Source organism: Streptomyces sp. B6B3, assembly GCF_039871525.1.
Lineage (GTDB): Bacteria > Actinomycetota > Actinomycetes > Streptomycetales > Streptomycetaceae > Streptomyces.
The window spans coordinates 22439-42277 of record NZ_JBDPLU010000032.1 but is presented as its reverse complement, the minus strand read 5'-3'; the positions used below and the strand labels follow the sequence as shown (position 1 = coordinate 42277).

Sequence of the window (19839 nt, the reverse complement as noted above, 5' to 3'; positions counted from 1 at the left end):
TCATGGCACACACCGGACGAGACGGCGGCACCCACCGCGGCACCGGCCCGGCGCCCGACGCAGGCCGGTCCGAGGAGACCGCCGGCACCCTGGCCGTCGTTCCCGACGAGGCCGGCTTCGCGCTGATGCGGCGGTATCCCAGCTTCCGCTTCGCCGACCATCCGGCCTATCTGCGCCACGCCGAGGCACAGCTGCGCTCGATGGCCCGACGGCACGGATACACCGGCGTCACGCTGTTCGACCCGGCGGACTTCGCGGAGTGGTGCGCGCGGGAGGCGCTCGACCCCGACAGCCCCGCCAGCCGCGCCCGGTACGCCGGCGAGGTCGCGGTCCACGGCGCGTCGGTCGCGTACCGGGGGCAGCCCCTCAGCCGGCTGCTGCCGCGGCTGCTGGCCGAGCACGACCGGTGGATCACCTGGGAGCTCGGCACCGACCTGCTCGCCGGGGCCGGTGGCTGCCCCGACTGCGGAGGGCCGCTGCCACACTGCGCCTTCCAACGGGCCACCGACGTCCTGGGTGCCGTTCTGGAGGACGCGGGAGCCGGCCGGCACCATCTGGTGTGCAGCCTCACCGCGGACACCGGGACGCTGACCGCGGGACTGCACGCGGACCTCGGGCCCGGCGCGGCCGTGCGGCTGCCGGAGCCGGACGCCCTGGTGCTGTGCACCGTGCTCGCCGCGGGACTGGCCACCGGACGGCCCGGCGGCCTGGTGCTGCGCTCGGGCCCGCCGCTGGCCCCCGCCCCCGATCCCGACCCTGTTTCCGACGCGGGCACCGACGCGGGCACCGACGCGGGCACCGACCGTCCGCCCGTCCGCGACCCCGCCGCCGGGTCCGCACGGGTCCGTGGCTGGAGCCTGCGGGGCGGCCTGCTGCGCCCGCTGAGCGCGGCGGGGGTCCGCGTCGCCTACCGGATCGACGCGCGCACCGGACGCCCGCTGCCGCCGGAGGACGGGGTGACGTACCAGGACGCCCCCGCGCTGCCCCCGGGCCGCTGCTCCGGCGGCCCGGAGCGCCCGGCCTCCTGACCGCCCGTCACCGGGCGGCGAGCGTGGCCTCCGCGGCGAGCCTGGCCTGCTCCGCGCTGTCCGCGGCCCGCGCCGCCGCGGCGGCGCGCTCGCACTGCGCCAGCGTGTGCTCGGCCAGCGCCGCGCGGACCCCGGCGAGCGCGACGGAGGCCATCGACAGGCTGGTGACGCCCAGCCCGGTCAGCACGCAGGCCAGCAGCGGATCCCCGGCCGCCTCGCCGCACACGCCGCAGCTCTTGCCCTCGGCCTTGGCCGCCTCCGCGGTCATCGCGACGAGGTCGAGCAGCGCCGGCTGCCACGGGTTCTGCAGCCGTGACACGGCGCCGGCCTGCCGGTCCGCGGCGAACGCGTACTGCGCCAGATCGTTGGTGCCCAGCGAGAGGAACTCCACCTCCTGGAGCACCGAGCGGGCGCGCAGCGCGGCGGCCGGGATCTCCACCATCGCCCCGGCCTTCGCCTTCAGCCCCGCGGCCCGGCAGGCGTCGGCGAACGCCCGGGCGTCGGCCCGGTCGGCCACCATCGGGGCCATCACCTCCAGGTACACCGGCAGCCCCTCGGCCGCTCGGGCCAGGGCCCGCAGCTGACCGGCGAGCACCTCGGGCCGCTCGAGCAGCGCCCGCAGCCCTCGCACGCCCAGCGCCGGGTTCGGCTCCTCGCCCCGGGTGAGATAGGGCAGCGGCTTGTCCGCCCCGGCGTCCAGCACCCGGACCACCACCCGCCCCTCGGGGAACGCCTCCAGCACCTGGCGGTAGGCCGTGCTCTGCACCTCCTCCGACGGGGCGCGCTCCCCGCCGTCCAGGAACAGGAACTCGGTGCGCAGCAGTCCGACCCCCTCGGCGCCGGCCTCGACCGCCGCGGCCACGTCCGCCGGGCCGCCGATGTTGGCCAGCAGCGGCACCCGATGGCCGTCCCGGGTGGCGCCGGGGCCGGTCACCGCCGCCCGCTCCGCCTCGCGCTCCCTGGCCAGACGGGCCCGCTCCGCCCGCTCCTCGGCGCTCGGGTTGACCAGGACCTCGCCGGTCGAGCCGTCCACGGCCACCACGGTGCCGTCCGCCAGCCGCGCCGCCTCGCGCAGCGCCACCACCGCCGGCACCCCGAGCGCCCGCGCCAGGATGGCGCTGTGGCTGGTCGGGCCGCCCTCCTCGGTGACGAAGCCGAGCACCAGCGCGGGATCGAGCAGCGCCGTGTCGGCGGGGGCCAGGTCCCTGGCCACCAGCACGTACGGCTCGTCGCCCTCCGGCACGCCCGGCATCGGCACCCCCAGCAGCCGCGCGACGATCCGGTCGCGCACGTCGTCCAGGTCCGCCACCCGGGCCGCCAGGTGGTCGCCGGCCGCCGCCAGCAGCTTCCGGTACCCGGCGAACGCGTCGTACACCGCCCGCTCAGCCCCGGCTCCGGCGGCGATCCGCCGCTCCACGTCGGTGATCAGCTCCGGGTCCTCCGCCATCATCGACTGGGCCCGCAGCACCTCCTGGGCCTGGCCGCCCGCCGCGTTCCCCCGGGCCATCAGGTCGGCGGCCACCCCCTCGGTGGCCTGGCGGGCCCGCTTCTGCTCGGCCGGCGCCTCGGCGGGGTCGATCCGCCGGGTCGGCGGCTCCACCGGCGCCGCCCCCATGCGCCGGACCTCGCCGATCGCCATGCCCGGGCTGACGCCGACACCTCGAAGCCTGGTAGTCATGTCACGTCCCACGTCCGTCGTCGTCAGGCGGCCGTCCCCCGTGAATGCCACACAGCAGCCTAAGTCATGCGCGCGCACGCGTCCGCTCGGCGGCCGGTAGGGTCAGGGGGCCACGAGGTGCACGGGGCGTACGGAGCAGGGATACACGGGAGGCTTCCGGGTGGAGGTCCAGGAAACGCGCATTCAGACCGACCGGGTCCTCACCATCCCGAACCTTCTGAGCATGGCCCGGCTGCTGGGCGTGCCGGTGTTCCTGTGGCTGGTGCTCTCGCCGGTTTTCGACGGACCCGAACTCGACGGCTGGGCCCTGCTGGTGCTCGCGGCGAGCGGCGTCAGCGACTATCTGGACGGCAAGCTGGCGCGCCGCTGGAACCAGATCAGCGCGCTCGGCCGGGTGCTCGACCCGGCCGCCGACCGGCTGTACATCCTCGCCACGCTGGTCGGCCTGACCTGGCGCGAGATCCTGCCGCTGTGGATCACCGTCGCCCTGCTCGCCAGGGAGGCGCTGCTCCTGGTCATGGTGTGGCTCCTGGACCGGCACGGATACGGCCCACCGCAGGTCAGCTTCCTCGGCAAGGCGGCCACCTTCAACCTCATGTACGCCTTCCCGCTGCTGCTGCTCAGTGACGGAAGTGGCACGGTCGCATCACTCGCTGCTATTTTCGGTTGGGCATTCGCCGGCTGGGGTACGGCACTCTACTGGTGGGCAGGGATCCTCTACGTGATCCAGGTCCGCCGCCTCCTGACGGCGGATACCACCACCGACTGAGCTCGCCCTGGCAGCGTCGCAGGGGGCCTGGCGCCCATCCCTGCCGCCGCACTCGGGGAGCCACGCCACCCGCGCCCGGGCCACTCCAGACGGGCGCAGTCGGAGTGACTGTCAACTCCCTGAGGAGGACACTTCCGATATGAAGGCCGTCGTAATGGCTGGTGGCGAGGGCACTCGGCTGCGCCCCATGACCGCGAGCATGCCGAAGCCGCTGTTGCCCGTGGCGAATCGTCCCATCATGGAGCACGTGCTCCGGCTGCTGAAGCGGCACGGCCTCACCGAGACCGTCGTCACCGTGCAGTTCCTGGCCTCGCTCGTGAAGAACTACTTCGGCGACGGTGAGGACCTCGGGATGGACCTCACCTACGCCCACGAGGAGAAGCCCCTGGGCACGGCGGGAAGTGTCAAGAACGCGGAGGAGGCGCTGAAGGACGAGCCCTTCCTGGTCATCTCGGGAGACGCCCTCACCGACTTCGACCTGTCCGACCTCATCCGCTTCCACCGGGAGCGCGGCGCCCTGGTCACCGTCTGCCTGACCCGGGTCCCCAACCCCCTGGAGTTCGGCATCACCATCGTCGACGACGACGGCCGGGTCGAGCGCTTCCTGGAGAAGCCCACCTGGGGCCAGGTGTTCTCGGACACCGTCAACACCGGCATCTACGTGATGGAGCCGCAGGTCTTCGACTACGTGGAGGCCGGCGTCTCGGTGGACTGGTCGGGGGACGTCTTCCCGCGCCTGATGAAGGAGGGCCACCCGGTCTACGGCTACATCGCCGAGGGGTACTGGGAGGACGTCGGCACCCACGAGAGCTACGTCAAGGCGCAGGCGGACGTCCTGGAGGGCAAGGTCGAGGTCGAGATCGACGGCTTCGAGATCTCGCCCGGCGTGTGGATCGCCGAGGGCGCGGAGGTGCACCCGGACGCCAAGCTCAGGGGACCGCTGTACATCGGCGACTACGCCAAGATCGAGGCCGGCGCCGAGATCCGCGAGCACTCCGTGATCGGCTCGAACGTGGTGGTGAAGTCCGACGCCTTCCTGCACCGCGCCGTGGTCCACGACAACGTCTACATCGGGCCGCAGACCAACCTGCGCGGCTGTGTCGTCGGCAAGAACACCGACGTGATGCGCGCGGCCCGGATCGAGGACGGCGCCGTCATCGGCGACGAGTGCCTGGTCGGCGAGGAGTCCATCGTCCAGGGCAACGTCCGCGTCTACCCGTTCAAGACCGTGGAGGCTGGCGCCTTCGTCAACACGTCGGTGATCTGGGAGTCCCGCGGCCAGGCCCAGCTCTTCGGCGCACGCGGCGTCTCCGGCATCCTCAACGTCGAGATCACCCCCGAGCTCGCCGTCCGGCTGGCCAGCGCCTACGCGACCACCCTCAAGAAGGGCTCCACGGTCACCACCGCCCGGGACCATTCCCGCGGTGCCCGGGCCCTGAAACGCGCCGTGATCTCCGCGCTGCAGGCCAGCGCCATCGACGTCCGCGACCTGGAGAACGTGCCGCTGCCCGTCGCGCGTCAGCAGACGGCCCGCGGCAGCGCCGGCGGGGTGATGATCCGCACCACCCCTGGCCGTCCCGACTCCGTCGACATCATGTTCTTCGACGAGCGCGGCGCCGACCTCTCCCAGGCCGGCCAGCGGAAGCTGGACCGGGTCTACGCCCGCCAGGAGTACCGCCGCGCCTTCCCCGGCGAGATCGGTGACCTGCGCTTCCCGGCCAGCGTCTTCGACGCCTACACCGGCTCCGTGCTGCGGGCCGTCGACGCCACGGGCGTCGCCGAGTCCGGCCTGAAGATCGTGGTGGACGCCGCGAACGGCAGCGCCGGCCTGGTGCTGCCCAGCCTGCTGGGCCGGCTCGGCGTCGACGCCCTGACCATCAACCCCGGCCTCGACGAGGCCCGGCCCACCGAGTCCGCCGACGCCCGCCGCGCCGGCCTGGTGCGGCTCGGCGAGATCGTCTCCTCGGCCCGCGCCGCCTTCGGGGTCCGCTTCGACCCGGTCGGCGAGCGACTCGCGCTGGTCGACGAGCGCGGCCGGATCATCGAGGACCAGCGGGCGCTGCTGGTCATGCTCGACCTGGTGGCCGCGGAGCGGCGCAGCGGCCGGGTGGCGCTGCCGGTGACCACCACCCGCATCGCCGAGCAGGTGGCCGCCTACCACGGCACGCAGGTGGAATGGACGACCACCTCGCCGCACGACCTGACCCACGCGGCGCACAAGGAGGGCTCCGTCTTCGGCGGCGACGGGCAGGGCGGCTTCATCGTCCCCGAGTTCTCCTCCGTCTTCGACGCCACGGCCGCCTTCGCGCGGCTCGTCGGGCTGGTCGCCCGCACCCAGCTCTCGCTCAGCCAGATCGACGCCCGGATCCCGCGGGCGCACGTGCTGCGGCGCGACATCGCGACGCCGTGGGCGGTCAAGGGCCTGGTCATGCGCAGCGTCGTCGAGGCGGCGGGGGAGCGTTCCGTGGACACCACCGACGGGGTGCGCGTGGTGGAGCCCGACGGCCGGTGGGTCCTGGTGCTGCCGGACCCGGCCGAGGCGGTCACCCACCTGTGGGCCGAGGGCCCGGACGACGCGGCGGCCTCGGAGCTGCTGGACACCTGGTCGGGCGTGGTGGACGGCGCCGACCGCTGACCTCCGGACGACGGGACCGCCCCCGGGGTCGGAGGGCGGTCCCAGCCGACCGTGCCGAGAAGGTCACCGTGCACGCCTTGCGGACGGCGGAGCAGCATGACTACGCTCAGTCGTCATCACGTCCGGATCTCGCCGCACAGGGGGCCGCCAACAACTGGTGGCGCTCCGTGAGGGAAACTGGACGAGGGCCGTGCACGTTGACGAGACGTGGTTCACGGCGCGTGAGAGACAATGGACGGCCCGTCCGCGCGGGGCGGGCTAGGTGCGAGGGGAACGCTGGTGAGTTTTTTCGCTCGGTTGTTCGGCAGGCGGCGGAGCGGCGTGCACAGCGCCGCACGGGCCCGTGCCCGCCAACATGGCGAGACGCCAGCGCCGGCGTCCGGAGCTGAGCCCGGCCGCCCGCTGTTCCGTGACGAGGTCGGGGCGCCCGGCGGCATAGGCTCCCAGGGGGCCGTCGGCTGTGCCAGGTGCGGCCACCGGAACCCGGCGACCAGCCGCTTCTGCTCCAACTGCGGCAACGCGCTGCGTCCCGGTGGCGAGGGATCCTCCGAGACCACCTCGACGATCTCGATCTCCGGTCTCGAGGCGTACGAGGCGGAGGCGACCGGCCAGCATCCGGCGCCCGCCCTCTCCTCCGAGGCCCAGGCCGCCGTCGACGCCCTGCCTCCCGGCTCGGCGTTGCTGATCGTGCGCCGCGGACCGAACTCCGGCAGCCGCTTCCTGCTCGACGGCGAGCTGACCACCGCTGGCCGCCACCCGCAGAGTGACATCTTCCTCGACGACGTCACGGTCTCCCGGCGGCACGTGGAGTTCCGACGCCAGGTCGAGGGCGGTTTCACCGTCAGTGACGTCGGCAGTCTCAACGGCACCTACGTGAACCGCGAGGCCATCGATTCGGCCGTGCTGGCCAACGGCGACGAGGTCCAGATCGGCAAGTACCGGCTGGTTTACTTCGCCAGTCGGTACGGTGCGTGAGCCCCGCGGGGCCGTTGGCGCGCCGCGCGGGGGTTCTCGACTATCCAAATGCACCGGGCACGTCCTAGGGTTGCTGTGTGAATCAGCTCGACGTCGTGGGCGTACGGGTGGAAATGCCCAACAATCAGCCCATCGTGCTACTCCGCGAAGTGGGTGGCGATCGCTACCTCCCGATCTGGATCGGGCCTGGTGAGGCGACCGCCATCGCGTTCGCCCAGCAGGGGATGACCCCTGCCCGACCGCTGACGCACGACCTGTTCAAGAACGTGCTGGAGGCGGTGGGGCAGGAGCTCAGTGCGGTGCGCATCACCGACCTGAGGGACGGGGTCTTCTATGCCGAGCTCGTGTTCGCCAGCGGGGTGGAGGTCAGCGCCCGTCCGTCCGACGCCATAGCGCTCGCGCTGCGCGTCGGCACGCCGATCTACGGCAGTGACGCCGTGCTCGACGACGCGGGGATCATCATCCCCGACGAGCAGGAGGACGAGGTGGAGAGGTTCCGCGAGTTCCTCGACCAGATCTCCCCGGAGGACTTCGGCACGAGCAACCAGTAGCGGCGCGTGGCGATCGTTGACGCGCCGCGTGTGCATCCCTAGCGTCGATGGGGCATGTCTTGGGAGGAGCGCTGTGTGCGTGCTCATCGTGACAGTTGGTGAGCGTCTCGGGCACGGTCGGGGCATGCGGAACGGAGGCCGGCGTGGCAGGTGACGGGGACAGAGGAGCGGCGGGCGGGGTGTCTGCGCTTCCCGGATCGCCACCCAGCGAGCTCCGGCAGACCGTGGCCCCGCAGGGACGCGGGGACCGGGAGCGGCTCGGCTACCGCGGCCCGAGCGCGTGTGCGGCCGCCGGCATCACCTACCGCCAGCTGGACTACTGGGCCCGCACCGGCCTGGTGCAGCCCAGCATCCGCCCGGCCCACGGCTCGGGCAGCCAGCGCCTGTACAGCTTCCGCGACGTGCTGGTGCTCAAGATCGTCAAGCGGCTGCTCGACACCGGGGTGTCCCTGCAGAGCATCCGCACCGCCGTCCGAGCCCTGCGCTGCGCCGAGCTCGCCGAGCTGTCGGGGATGACCCTGATGAGCGACGGCGCCGCCGTCTACCGCTGCGCGTCGCCCGAGGAGCTGGCCGAGCTGCTGCGCGGCGGCCGGGGCGTCTTCGGTATCGCGGTGGGCGCCGTCTGGGCCGACGTGGAGGCCGCGCTCGCGCAGCTGCCGGCCGAGCGCGCGGACACCGGGGAGCGGGTCACCGTCGACCATCCGGCCGACGAGCTCGCCCGCCGCCGGCACCGCACCGGCTGAGCCGCGGGACGTCGCGCGACGCCGTTGTCAGACCCGTACGGCACCATCGGAGGCGTGCGGGGCGAGCCGACGATTCTCCACCTCGACATGGACGCCTTCTACGCATCGGTGGAGCAGGCGGCCAAGCCGAGCCTGCGGGGAAAGCCCGTCATCGTCGGCGGCCTGGGCGCCCGAGGCGTCGTCGCCACCGCGTCGTACGAGGCACGGCGCTTCGGCGTGCGGTCGGCGCTCCCCACCGCCCAGGCGCGGCGGCTGTGCCCGAACGCCGCGTACCTCACCCCGCGCTTCGCGGTCTACCGGGAGATCAGCGGCACGGTGATGGCCCTGCTGGCCGAGCTGTCCCCGCTGGTCGAGCCGCTGAGCCTCGACGAGGCCTTCGTCGACCTGGCGGCCGGCGGCACCGCCGCCACGGGGGAGGAGGCCCGCGTGGCCGGCCGCCGGCTCCGCGAGCGCATCAGGGAGGCCACCGGGCTGACCGGCTCGGTCGGGCTGGCCGGCTCCAAGATGCTCGCCAAGATCGCGTCGGAGCAGGCCAAGCCCGACGGGCTGGTGCTCATCGAGCCGGGCACCGAGCGGGAGCTGCTCGCGCCCATGCCGGTGCGCATCCTTCCGGGCGTCGGACCGGCCACCGACGAGACGCTGCGGCGGGCCGGTATCAGCACCGTCGGGGACGCGGTCCGGGCCGGCGAGGCGGAGCTGCTGCGGCTGCTCGGCAAGGCCCACGGCACCTCGGTCCACGCGATGGCGCGGGGCATCGACGAGCGCCGCGTGGAGGCGGACCGGGACGCCAAGTCCGTCTCCGTCGAGGACACCTTCGCCACCGACCTCACCGACCGGGCCCGGGTCGGCTTCGAGGTGACCCGGCTGGCCCGCAGATGCGCCGAACGGCTGCGCGGCGCCGGCCGGTCGGGCCGCACGGTGGTGCTGAAGGTGCGCAGCTTCGACTTCAGCACGCTCACCCGGTCCGAGACGCTGCGCGGCCCGACCGACGACCCCGCGGTGATCCAGGAGGCGGCCCAGCGCCTGCTCGCCGGCGTGGACACGTCGGCCGGGGTGCGGCTGCTGGGCGTGGGCGTGAGCGGCCTCGCCGACTTCACCCAGGAGGACCTCTTCGCGCAGGCCACCCGGCTGGCACCGGAGCGAAGACCCGTGCCGGAGCGGGCCGACGCGACAGGGAGCGCCGCGGACGGCGGCGAGCCGACCCCCGGCGGCCGCCCGGCGGTCCCCGACTGGCCGCCGGGCGCGGACGTGCACCACGAGCAGCACGGCCCCGGATGGGTGCAGGGCAGCGGCGCGGGCCGGGTCACCGTGCGCTTCGAGCGGCCGGACTCGCCGCCCGGACGGGTCCGCACCTTCGCCGTCGACGATCCGCTGCTGCGCCGGTCCGCGGCGCTGCCGCTGGTCCCGGGCGGCGCGGCTCAGGCGTCCTCGGGCGGCGACGTGAGCCGCCCGAAGTCGCCGCCGGACGCCGCGGTCTCCGATCCGGGCACGTCCAGCCCGTAGTGGTGGTAGAGCTGTAGCTCCTGCTCGGGCGACAGGTGCCGGCCCACCCCGAAGTCCGGGGCCTGCCGGATCAGCGCCCGGTCGAACGGCACCCGCAACGCCTCTCCCACGACCTCGCTCGGCTCCAGCGGCACGAACGCGTCCCGGCTGAACAGCCCGGTGCGCACCGCCGCCCACTCCGGGGCTCCGGTCGCGTCGTCGAGATAGACCTCATCCACGGTGCCGATCTTGGTGCCGGCGCTGTCGAATGCCTTGCGTCCGATCAGGCTGCGCGGGTCGATGTCGGTCTGCACGGTCTCCTCCAACTGATCGCCACTGGCCAGTGGCATGCCTCCCCTCCCGGAAACCCCCGCTCCCCCCTTCTCTCAAGCATCCCTCCTATTACCCCACGAAAGGACATATTCCGCCCGGCGACCAGTCGAGACGGGCGGACGGGGAAACCGTTCGCGTCCGGAACCCCTCGGCCACCACCGGCGCCGACCGCCGGAACGCCTCGGAAAGAGCACGCTGGTAGGCTCGGAACCGGTCGAACACCTCGCGCGGGAGAGTCCCTCGGTCGACAGACCGAAGGCGCCGAAGGAGCAAATCCTCCCCGGAATCTCTCAGGCCCCCGTACCGCGCGAGCCAGACCGCTCTGGAAAGCAGGGCGGGCCCGCGACACCGGCCGCGGTCCTTTCCCTCACCGACGGTGCAAGCCGTGCCGGGCGCCCGGCACGGCGAAGCTCTCAGGTCACACGACAGAGGGGGAGGCCGCCCGGGGCACCCGGCCCCGGCGCCCCTTGGTCGCCCGTGACCGGGAGGAGCACTCAGGCAGATGACCGCCCATCGCATCCCGCTGACGACCCTCGAACAGGGCACTCCCTTCGCCGACCGGCACATCGGACCGGACGCCGAGGCGGAGGCGAAGATGCTCGCGCACGTCGGCTACGGCTCGCTGGAGGAACTGGCCACCGCGGCCGTGCCGGCCGCGATCAGGACCACCGAGGCGCTGCGGCTGCCGCCGGCCCGTAGCGAGGCCGAGGTGCTGGCCGAGCTGCGGGACCTCGCCCGCCGCAACACCGTCCTGCACTCCATGATCGGCCTCGGCTACCACGGCACCGTCACCCCGCCGGTCATCCGCCGGAACGTGCTGGAGAACCCCGCCTGGTACACCGCGTACACGCCCTACCAGCCGGAGATCTCGCAGGGCCGGCTGGAGGCGCTGCTGAACTTCCAGACCGTGGTGGCCGAGCTCACCGGCCTGCCCACGGCCGGCGCCTCGCTGCTGGACGAGGGCACCGCCGCCGCCGAGGCCATGGCGCTCGCCCGCCGCGTCGGCCGGGTGCGCGGCGGCGTGTTCCTCGTGGACGCCGACTGCCTGCCGCAGACCGTCGCCGTCCTCACCACCCGCGCCGAGCCCGCCGGCATCGAGGTGCTGGTGGCCGACCTGTCCGAGGGCATTCCCGCCGAGGCCGCCGAACGCGGGGTCTTCGGCGTGCTCCTCCAGTACCCGGGGGCGTCCGGCGCCCTCCGCGACCCGCGCGCCCTCGTCGAGCAGGCCCACGACCTCGGCGCCGTCGTCGTCCTGGCCGCCGACCTGCTGGCCCTCACCCTGCTCACCTCGCCCGGCGACCTCGGCGCCGACATCGCGGTGGGCTCCAGCCAGCGCTTCGGCGTCCCCATGGGCTTCGGCGGCCCGCACGCCGGCTTCATGGCGGTCCGCGACGCCTACACCCGGAGCCTGCCCGGCCGCCTGGTCGGCGTCTCCCGCGACGCCGCCGGCCGCTCCGCCTACCGGCTCGCCCTGCAGACCAGGGAGCAGCACATCCGCCGGGAGCGCGCCACCAGCAACATCTGCACCGCCCAGGTGCTGCTCGCCGTGATCGCCGGCATGTACGCGGTCTACCACGGTCCCGACGGGCTCGCCGCCATCGCCCGGCGCACCCACCGCTACGCGGCCCTGCTCGCCGCCGGCCTGACCGCCGCCGGGATCGAGGTGGCCCACGGCTCGTTCTTCGACACGGTCACCGCCCGGGTGCCCGGCCGGGCCGCGGCCGTGGTGACGGCGGCCCGCGAGGCCGGGATCAACCTCCGGCTGGCCGACCCCGACCACGTCGGCATCGCCTGCGCCGAGACCACCACCCGCGAGCGGCTGACCGAGGTCTGGACGGCCTTCGCCGCGGCCGGGGCGGGCACCGGCGCCGTTCCCGACGACCTCGACGCGCTGGACGCCGACACCCCCGACGCCCTGCCGGACACGCTGCTGCGCACCGACGAGTACCTCGGGCACCCGGTCTTCCACCGCCACCGCTCCGAGACGGCGTTGATGCGCTACCTGCGCCGCCTCGCCGACCGCGACTACGCGCTGGACCGGGGCATGATCCCGCTGGGCTCCTGCACCATGAAGCTGAACGCCGCCGTCGAGATGGAGCCGATCACCTGGCCGGAGTTCGCCGAGCTGCACCCGTTCGCGCCGCTGGACCAGGCCGAGGGGTACCTGACCCTGATCCGCGACCTGGAGCGCCGGCTGGCCGAGATCACCGGCTACGACGCCGTCTCCCTGCAGCCCAACGCCGGCTCCCAGGGCGAGCTCGCCGGCCTGCTGGCCGTCCGCGCCTACCACCGCGACCGCGGGGAGTCCCGCCGCACGGTCTGCCTCATCCCGTCCTCGGCGCACGGCACCAACGCCGCCAGCGCCGTGCTCGCCGGGATGCGCGTGGTGGTCGTGGCGACCGGCGAGAACGGCGACATCGACGCCGCCGACCTGCGGGCCAAGATCGATCGGCACCGGGACGAGCTCGCCGTGCTGATGGCCACCTACCCGTCCACCCACGGCGTCTTCGAGGCGGACATCGCCGACGTCTGCGCGGCCGTGCACGACGCCGGCGGCCAGGTGTACGTGGACGGCGCCAACCTCAACGCCCTGGTCGGCCTGGCCCGCCCCGGCCGCTTCGGCGCCGACGTCTCGCATCTGAACCTGCACAAGACCTTCTGCATCCCGCACGGCGGCGGCGGGCCCGGGGTCGGCCCGGTGGCGGTGCGCGGCCACCTCGCCCCCTACCTGCCGGGCCACCCGCTGCAGCCCGCCGCGGGCCCGGAGGGCGGCGTGGGACCGGTCTCCGCCGCGCCCTGGGGCTCGGCCGGCATCCTGCCCATCTCCTGGGCCTACCTGCGGCTGATGGGGGCCGAGGGGCTGCGCCGGGCCACCCAGCTCGCCGTGCTGAGCGCCAACTACGTCGCCCGGCGCCTCGAACCGCACTACCCGGTGCTCTACACGGGTCCCGAAGGGCTGGTCGCCCACGAGTGCGTCGTCGACGTCCGCCCGCTCACCAAGGCCACCGGCGTCAGCATCGACGACGTGGCGAAGCGGCTCATCGACTACGGCTTCCACGCGCCGACCATGTCGTTCCCGGTGCCCGGCACGCTCATGATCGAGCCGACCGAAAGCGAGGACCTGGCCGAGGTCGACCGGTTCTGCGAGGCCATGATCGCCATCCGCGCCGAGATCGACCGGGTCGCGTCGGGGGAGTGGCCGCGCGACGACAACCCCCTGGCCGGCGCGCCGCACACCGCCGACCAGCTGGCCGGCGACTGGCCGCACCCCTACACGCGGCAGGAGGCCGCCTTCCCCGCGAACACCGACCGCCAGGACAAGTACTGGCCCCCCGTGCGCCGCATCGACGGGGCCTTCGGCGACCGCAACCTGGTCTGCGCCTGCCCGCCGGTGTCGGACTACGCGACCTGAGCCACGGCGAGGAACCCCAGGGCCGTCCCGCCTCGTTGCGAGCCGGCCCCGGGGCCGCCTGCGGCCGGCCGGAGGTCAGGCCGGGGCGAGCCGTGGGGGCAGCAGCGGCAGCAGGGCGGCCGTGCTGATGGCCTGGTCGGCGGCGATGCCGGGCGGCGCCGGCGCCAGCGGCACCAGCAGGTCGTCGGGGCCGGGGCTGCCGGCACCCGGGTCGGCGTCGGGGTCCACGTGCAACCACAGGGTCAGCATGTACAGCTCGGGCAGGGACAGCAGTCGGGGCTGGTAGAGGGTCGGAAGCGCCTCCGCGCGGCGCACCGCCCGCTCGGACGAACTGATGTACGGACCTTCGCAGAAGTGGGAGAACGCCCATCCGTCCGCGGTGAGCATGGTCTCGGCGGCGCCGACGGCCCGGCCGCCGCGCTCCAGCAGAAAACGCCAGCCGACGAGCTGCGCGCGCGGCGGCTCGGCGGGCGAGGTGACCGGTGCCAGCCGGTGCAGGGGAAGCGGGAGCGCCGGGGTGAGTGCCGCCCGATTTCGGTGCAGCGGGTGGGGTGAATGCGCGGTCGTGGGCTGGAGCGCGGCGCGGATGCTGCGCTCGGCGGCGGCCGGAGCCGGAGGGATACGCAGGGACATGATGGGTCGCCTCTCGCTTAGGAGTAGGTCGCCTCTTGAGTGGGAGACACGCGTCTGGCGGAGCTTATACGAGGCATGTTGGCTCTACGTTTCAGGTACCCGACCCGGAGGATTTCGGCAAGAAGAAAACGAGTCGCCGGCTCCCCGCCCCGGAAGCGGCCGGGCGGCCGGATGCAGACCTGTGGCAACCTCGGGGTATTCCTCGGGTATATGCCGGTGGCGGTGCTCGGGGCGGCCGGCCGGCGTGTTACCTGGGCGGTCACGTGGGCAGGATCGTGGCAGCGTTCGACGCAGGAGGTGGGCCCATGGGAGAGAAGCTCGTCGCCGACCGGTTCGACCTGGCTGCCAGGGAGCGGTTCCGGGCCAGGCTGCGCGCGTGTCTGGACGGGCTGCGGAGGCTGCTGAGCGAGCAGCGCTTCGACGGGCCCCGTGCGCTGATGGGCGTGGAGATGGAACTGAATCTGGCCGATTCCCGTGGTGTTCCCCGAATGGTGAACGACGAGGTGCTGGCCCGAATGGCGAGCCGCGATTTCCAGACCGAGCTCGGGAAATTCACCCTGGAACTCAATGTGGCGCCGAGGCAGCTGGCCGGGCGCGTCTTTGACGATCTGGCCGAGGAGCTTCGGATCGCCCACGGATACGCCGACCGAATGGCCGGTGAATTCGGGGCGCAGATCGTGATGATAGGCGTTCTGCCCACCCTCACCGTCGACGAGATGGGGCCGGAGACGTTCACCCCCGTCGACCGGTACGCGTTGCTCAACGAGCAGATCATGGCGTCCCGCGGCGAGCGGATCTGCCTGGACCTGGCCGGCGCCGAGACGCTGACCAGCACGTTCGAGTCCATCGCCCCCGAGGCCGCCTGCACGTCGGTGCAGTTCCACCTGCAGGTCACGCCGGATCGTTTCGCGGACACCTGGAACGCGGCCCAGGCCCTGACCGCCGCCCAGGTGGCGGTCGGCGCCAACGCACCCTTCGTGTTCGGCCGCGAGCTGTGGCCCGAGTCCCGCCCGCCGGTGTTCCTCCAGGCCACCGACAGCCGGCCGCCGGAGCTCGCCGCCCAGGGCGTGCGCCCGCGCACCTGGTTCGGCGAGCGGTGGATCACCGGCGCGGACTGCCTCTTCGAGGAGAACCTCCGGTACTTCCCGGCGCTGCTGCCGATGTGCGAGGAGGAGGATCCGCTGGCCGTCCTGGACGCCGGCGGCGTGCCCGCCCTGGCCGAGCTCACCCTGCACAACGGCACCGTCTACCGCTGGAACCGCCCGGTCTACGACGTCGCCGACGGCGTACCGCACCTGCGCGTGGAGAACCGCGTGCTGTCCAGCGGCCCCACCATCACCGACACCGTGGCCAACGCCGCGTTCTACTACGGCCTGGTGCGGGCCCTGGCCGACCAGCCGGAGCCGGTCTGGGCCACCCTGCCGTTCGCCGCCGCCGAGGAGAACTTCCTGGCCGCCTGCCGGCACGGCATCGACGCCGAGGTGACCTGGCCGGTCGGGCCCCCGGCGGCCGGCCTGGCGCGGTTGCCGGTCACCCGTCTGGTCCGCGAGCACCTGCTGCCGCTCGCCGCGGAGGGCCTCGACGCCTGGCGCGTCGCCCCCGCCGACCGCGACCACTATCTGTCGATCATCGACGAGCGGTGCCGGCTGAGGGCCACCGGCGCGGGCTGGCAGACTCGGGTGTACCACCAGGAGGTGGCCGCCGGGGCGGACCGGACGACGGCGCTGCGGCGGCTCGTCGAGCGGTACAGCGCCCTGTCGCGCACGGACGCCCCCGTGCACGGCTGGCCGACCGCGGGCTAGCCGCCGGTCGCCGCGCCGCCCGGCCGCCTCCCCACCCCGGTGCGGGCGGCACCGGCATCGCGAACGGAGACACCGTGCGGGTCGAGTCGGAGCTGGCGGCGGCCGCGCCGCCGCGCGTCGGGCTGCCGGAGGGCGCGCTGCGCCGTGAGCTGCTGCTGGTGCTCGGCCTGTCCCTGGGGGCGAGCGGCGTCGCCGCGCTGATCAGCTTCACCGGCTCCCTGACCCGCCCCGGGGGTCTCGCCGACCAGTCGGCCACCCTCAACGGCTCGAACGCGCCCGGACGGCCCTGGCTGGACCTGGCGTGGCAGCTCTTCGGCATCACCACCGCCCTCGTCCCCGTGCTGCTCGTCGCCCATCTGCTGCTGCGCGAGCGGGCCGAACTGGCCGGTCCCGGCATGCGCGGCATCGGCTTCGACCTGCGCCGCCCGGGCTTCGACCTGGGCTGGGGCGCCGTGGTGGCGGCCGGCATCGGCGGCAGCGGGCTGCTGCTCTACCTGGGGGCGCACGCCGCCGGCGCGAACGTCACGGTGGTGCCCGAGTCGCTGCCCGACGTCTGGTGGAAGATCCCCGTGCTGATCCTCTCGGCGGTGCAGAACGCCGTGGTGGAGGAGGTGATCGTCGTCGGCTATCTGCTGCGTCGGCTCACCCAGCTGGGCTGGGGCCCGGTCGGGGTGCTGCTGGGCAGCTCGTTGCTGCGCGGCTCGTACCACCTCTACCAGGGCATCGGCGGCTTCTTCGGCAACGTCGCGATGGGCGTGATCTTCGTGTGGCTGTACCGGCGGTGGGGGCGGGTGATGCCGCTGGTCGTGGCGCACGCGCTGATCGACGTCGTGGCCTTCGTCGGCTACGCGCTGCTGGCCGGTCGGGTGGACTGGCTGCCCACCGCCTGAGGCGTCCCGCCGCCCGGTGGGCGTGGCGTCAGCCGGGCCCGTCGCCCGAGGCCAGCGGCAGCGCCTCGATCCGGCCGTCGCCGCAGACCTCGCCCAGCTCCCACGCGGCCCGGATGGCGCTGCGCTCGTCGGGCGGGATCACCCGCAGCGACGCCTGCTCGGGGCCGCAGCCCGTGGCCGGGTCGCCCTCGCCGGGCACCACGGACCAGTGCAGCCGTGACCAGACGCTCTCGCCGGGCTGGAGGGTGAGCGGGTCCGCGTGCTCGGAGCGGTCCCGCACGGTGGTGGTGGGGAGCTCGTCCCCGTCCGGCGTGGCGAGCTGGAGCCCGGGCCAGCCCTGCGTGCGGCAGGCGGTGTCCGAGGTGTTGGTGAGCACCAGCGCCGCGTACCGGTTGCCGGCGGCCGGGGACATCGCGTCCAGCGAGGCCGACAGCGCGTCGGTGGCGCACCATCCGGCCTCGTCCGAGGCCACCTCGGAGCCGGCGTCAGTGCCGGCCGTGGCGGACGGGTCGGACTGTTCTGAGGACGCCGTGGTGTCCGCCGCGCCCTGGGGTGGGGCGTCGCCGCCGGCGTCCGCCGAGGTGGGGGACGCGTGGGTGCCGCAGCCGGCGGCGAGCAGTGCGGCGACCGCCAGGGCCGCCGCGGAGCGTTGGGGGTGGGACGCCATGGGATCCTCCCGTGGGGATGCGTCGGGCCGGACCGGACGGTGCGGTGCGCGGCCGCGCCGGTCGGACGCCGCCACCCCTCACGGGTTCCCCGTCTCCGCGTCCCACACCCCGTCACCGGCGCGCGGCCGGGCGTAGTTCCGTAGGTAGGGCGGCGCCGGGGCCGCGTCCGCGGCGTCGGCGGCCGGCTCCGGCGGGCCGTGCACCGTGGTCACCGGCAGCACGCCGTGCCAGTGGGGGAGCGTCAGGTCCGCGTCGTCGTCGTTGGGCCCGCCCGCGCGCACCTTGGCGGACACCTCGGACAGCTCCAGCTCCAGCACCGCGGTGGCGGCGAGTTCCCGGTCACTGGGCGGGCGGCAGTCCGCGGAGCGGCCGGGCACCACGTGGTCCACCAACGCCGCCAGCGCGGTCAGCCGGTCCGCCGTGTCCGTCACCGTGCGGGCCGTGCCGTGCACCACCACCGAGCGGTAGTTGACGGAGTGGTGGAACGCCGAACGGGCCAGCAGCAGCCCGTCCACATGGGTGACGGTCAGGCACACCGGCAGGCCAGAGCCGCGCTCCGCCGCCAGCAGCGGGCGGGAACCGGTCGAACCGTGCAGGTAGAGCCGCTCGCCGACCCGGGCGTACAGCGTGGGCAGCACCACCGGGGCCCCGTCGCGGACGAAGCCGAGGTGACACAGGTAGCCCTCGTCGAGTATCGCGTGCACCGCCGCCCGGTCGTACGTCGCGCGGTGGCGGGAACGGGTCGGGGTGGTGCGCTCGGTCGCCGGATAGTCGACGGCGGCGCCGCTCGTGTCCATCGAGCCCTCCTGGGATCGCGGGTCGGGGTTGCGAGTGATTTTGCATTAGTGCAAAATAGTTTTTGTGTTAGGAGAATATCGGATCGCCGGTCGGCGTGCCGCCGATATCGCCGCCAGCGTCGAGGGCGGCGTCGCCCGCGGCGCCCTGCGTCCCGGCGAGGCGCTGCCGCCGCTGCGCGAGCTCGCCGCCCACCTGGGCGTCAACCCGAACACCGTCGCCGCCGCCTACCGCACCCTCCGCGAACGGGGCGTGATCGAGACGGCCGGACGGCGCGGCAGCCGGGTCCGGGCCCGGCCGGCCAGCACCCCCCGCGAGGCGATCCGGGTCGACGCCCCCGAGGGCGTCCGTGACCTCTCCCAGGGCAACCCCGACCCGGCCCTCCTGCCGCCGCTCGGCGCCGCGCTCGCCGAAGCCGCGGCCCGGCACGCCGCGTCCCCCGTGGGGTACGGCGCGCCGCCCGTCGACGAGGACCTCGCCCGGGCCGCCCGCGCGGGATTCGACGAGGACGGCGTGCCGGCCGGGCCCGTCGCCGTCGCCTCCGGGGCACTCGACGCGATCGAGCGGGTGCTCGCCGCCCACCTCCGCCCCGGCGACACGGTCGCCGTCGAGGACCCCGGCTGGGGCGCCCTGCTCGATCTGGTGCCCGCGCTCGGGCTGTCCACCGTCGGCCTTCCCGTGGACGACGAGGGGCCGCTGCCGGGGCCGGCCGAGCGCGCGCTGCGGGACGGCGCGCGCGCCCTGATCGTCACCGCCCGGGCGCAGAACCCCACCGGCGCCGCGCTCACCGCCGCGCGGGCGGCGGAGCTCCGCGCCCTGCTCGCCGAGCACCCGGACGCCCTGCTCATCGAGGACGACAACGGGCACGGCACCGTCGACCTCCCCCCGCACCCGCTCGCCGGGCACACGACCCACTGGGCGTTCGTCCGCTCCACCGCCAAGGCGTACGGGCCCGACCTGCGGCTCGCCGTGTTCACCGGGGACCCGGTCACCGTCGACCGGGTCCGCGGCCGGCAGCGCCTCGGCCCCGGCTGGACCAGCCACCTGCTGCAGCACACCGTCGCCCACCTGTGGCGCACCGGCGCCGTGGATCCGGCACACGTCGCGCGCTCCTACGCCGTGCGCCGGGACGCCCTGCGCGACGCCCTCGCGGCGCACGGCGTCCCGGCCTACGGCCGCACCGGCATGAACGTCTGGGTGCCCGTCCCCGACGAGGCCACCGCCGTGGCCCGGCTGCTGCGCGCCGGCTGGGCCGCCGCCCCGGGCGCCCGGTTCCGGCTGGCCGCCCCGCCCGGCCTGCGGCTCACCGTCTCCCCGCTGGGTCCGGACGACGTTCGCCCACTCGCCGACGCCGTGGTCGCGGCCGTCCGGCCGGCGCCGCCGCGCCGCTCCGGCTGAGCCCGCCCGTAGCGGCCGGGGCACGTTCGTTCGCCGAATGCGTAGCA

General features: G+C 74.3%; 16 protein-coding genes and 1 riboswitch. Of the genes, 11 read left to right on the top strand and 5 right to left on the bottom strand.

Features of this window, described 5'->3' with window-relative positions:
* Positions 1–2: 2 nt before the first annotated feature.
* Entirely contained in the window at positions 3–1028 is a 1026-nt protein-coding gene (locus tag ABGB06_RS36690; protein WP_347599045.1) for a hypothetical protein, read from the top strand.
* A gap of 7 nt (positions 1029–1035) precedes the next feature.
* Here ABGB06_RS36690 and ptsP read toward each other — a convergent pair whose 3' ends face one another.
* A complete protein-coding gene (ptsP, locus tag ABGB06_RS36685; RefSeq protein WP_347599042.1) occupies positions 1036–2706 on the bottom strand; it encodes a phosphoenolpyruvate--protein phosphotransferase in 1671 nt (556 codons plus the stop codon).
* Between the two features lie 160 nt (positions 2707–2866).
* Between ptsP and ABGB06_RS36680 the strand changes: the two genes are divergently transcribed.
* The 6 genes from ABGB06_RS36680 (at position 2867) to ABGB06_RS36655 (ending at position 9882) form a co-directional block, all read left to right on the top strand.
* A complete protein-coding gene (locus ABGB06_RS36680; RefSeq protein ID WP_347599039.1) occupies positions 2867–3475 on the top strand; it encodes a CDP-alcohol phosphatidyltransferase family protein in 609 nt (202 codons plus the stop codon).
* 139 nt (positions 3476–3614) lie between these two features.
* On the top strand, positions 3615–6110 hold the full coding sequence (locus tag ABGB06_RS36675) for a mannose-1-phosphate guanyltransferase (protein WP_347599036.1): 2496 nt from the start codon (positions 3615–3617) through the stop codon (positions 6108–6110).
* Between the two features lie 279 nt (positions 6111–6389).
* A complete protein-coding gene (locus tag ABGB06_RS36670; protein ID WP_347599033.1) occupies positions 6390–7085 on the top strand; it encodes an FHA domain-containing protein in 696 nt (231 codons plus the stop codon).
* Positions 7086–7162: 77 nt separating this feature from the next.
* Positions 7163–7636, top strand: coding sequence for a bifunctional nuclease family protein (locus tag ABGB06_RS36665; protein ID WP_347599030.1), 474 nt, complete (start codon positions 7163–7165; stop codon positions 7634–7636).
* Positions 7637–7860: 224 nt separating this feature from the next.
* Positions 7861–8379, top strand: a complete 519-nt coding sequence (locus tag ABGB06_RS36660) for a MerR family transcriptional regulator (RefSeq protein WP_347599080.1) — start codon at positions 7861–7863, stop codon at positions 8377–8379.
* Positions 8380–8433: 54 nt separating this feature from the next.
* Positions 8434–9882 carry a DNA polymerase IV gene (locus ABGB06_RS36655; protein WP_347599027.1) on the top strand — a complete coding sequence of 483 codons (1449 nt, stop codon included), beginning with the start codon at positions 8434–8436 and terminating at the stop codon, positions 9880–9882.
* On the opposite strand, the gene ABGB06_RS36650 is transcribed toward ABGB06_RS36655, so the two are convergent.
* On the bottom strand, positions 9798–10175 hold the full coding sequence (locus ABGB06_RS36650; protein ID WP_347599078.1) for a PRC-barrel domain-containing protein: 378 nt from the start codon (positions 10173–10175) through the stop codon (positions 9798–9800). The genes ABGB06_RS36655 and ABGB06_RS36650 overlap by 85 nt on opposite strands.
* Before the next feature lie 237 nt (positions 10176–10412).
* Positions 10413–10510: riboswitch (glycine riboswitch) on the top strand.
* Positions 10511–10696: 186 nt separating this feature from the next.
* Here ABGB06_RS36650 and gcvP point away from each other — a divergent pair.
* A complete protein-coding gene (gcvP, locus tag ABGB06_RS36645; protein ID WP_347599024.1) occupies positions 10697–13606 on the top strand; it encodes an aminomethyl-transferring glycine dehydrogenase in 2910 nt (969 codons plus the stop codon).
* Between the two features lie 75 nt (positions 13607–13681).
* Here the strand turns inward: gcvP and ABGB06_RS36640 are convergent, their stop codons facing one another.
* Positions 13682–14239, bottom strand: a complete 558-nt coding sequence (locus tag ABGB06_RS36640; protein ID WP_347599021.1) for a hypothetical protein — start codon at positions 14237–14239, stop codon at positions 13682–13684.
* A 305-nt stretch (positions 14240–14544) separates the two neighbouring features.
* On the opposite strand from ABGB06_RS36640, the gene ABGB06_RS36635 reads away from it, so the two are divergent.
* Both ABGB06_RS36635 and ABGB06_RS36630 read left to right on the top strand, forming a co-directional pair.
* Positions 14545–16041: a glutamate--cysteine ligase gene (locus tag ABGB06_RS36635; RefSeq protein WP_347599018.1), complete on the top strand. Its 1497-nt coding sequence runs from the start codon at positions 14545–14547 to the stop codon at positions 16039–16041.
* 92 nt (positions 16042–16133) lie between these two features.
* Positions 16134–16931 (top strand): type II CAAX endopeptidase family protein, encoded by a 798-nt coding sequence (locus ABGB06_RS36630; protein WP_347599075.1) that lies wholly within the window; start codon positions 16134–16136, stop codon positions 16929–16931.
* Between the two features lie 28 nt (positions 16932–16959).
* Here the strand turns inward: ABGB06_RS36630 and ABGB06_RS36625 are convergent, their stop codons facing one another.
* Entirely contained in the window at positions 16960–17598 is a 639-nt protein-coding gene (locus ABGB06_RS36625; protein WP_347599015.1) for a DUF4232 domain-containing protein, read from the bottom strand.
* Positions 17599–17676: 78 nt separating this feature from the next.
* The gene (locus ABGB06_RS36620; protein WP_347599012.1) at positions 17677–18396 is read right to left on the bottom strand and encodes a pyridoxamine 5'-phosphate oxidase family protein; all 720 of its coding nucleotides are present in this window, start codon (positions 18394–18396) and stop codon (positions 17677–17679) included.
* 64 nt (positions 18397–18460) lie between these two features.
* Between ABGB06_RS36620 and ABGB06_RS36615 the strand changes: the two genes are divergently transcribed.
* Positions 18461–19792: an aminotransferase class I/II-fold pyridoxal phosphate-dependent enzyme gene (locus ABGB06_RS36615; protein WP_347599009.1), complete on the top strand. Its 1332-nt coding sequence runs from the start codon at positions 18461–18463 to the stop codon at positions 19790–19792.
* Positions 19793–19839: the final 47 nt, after the last annotated feature.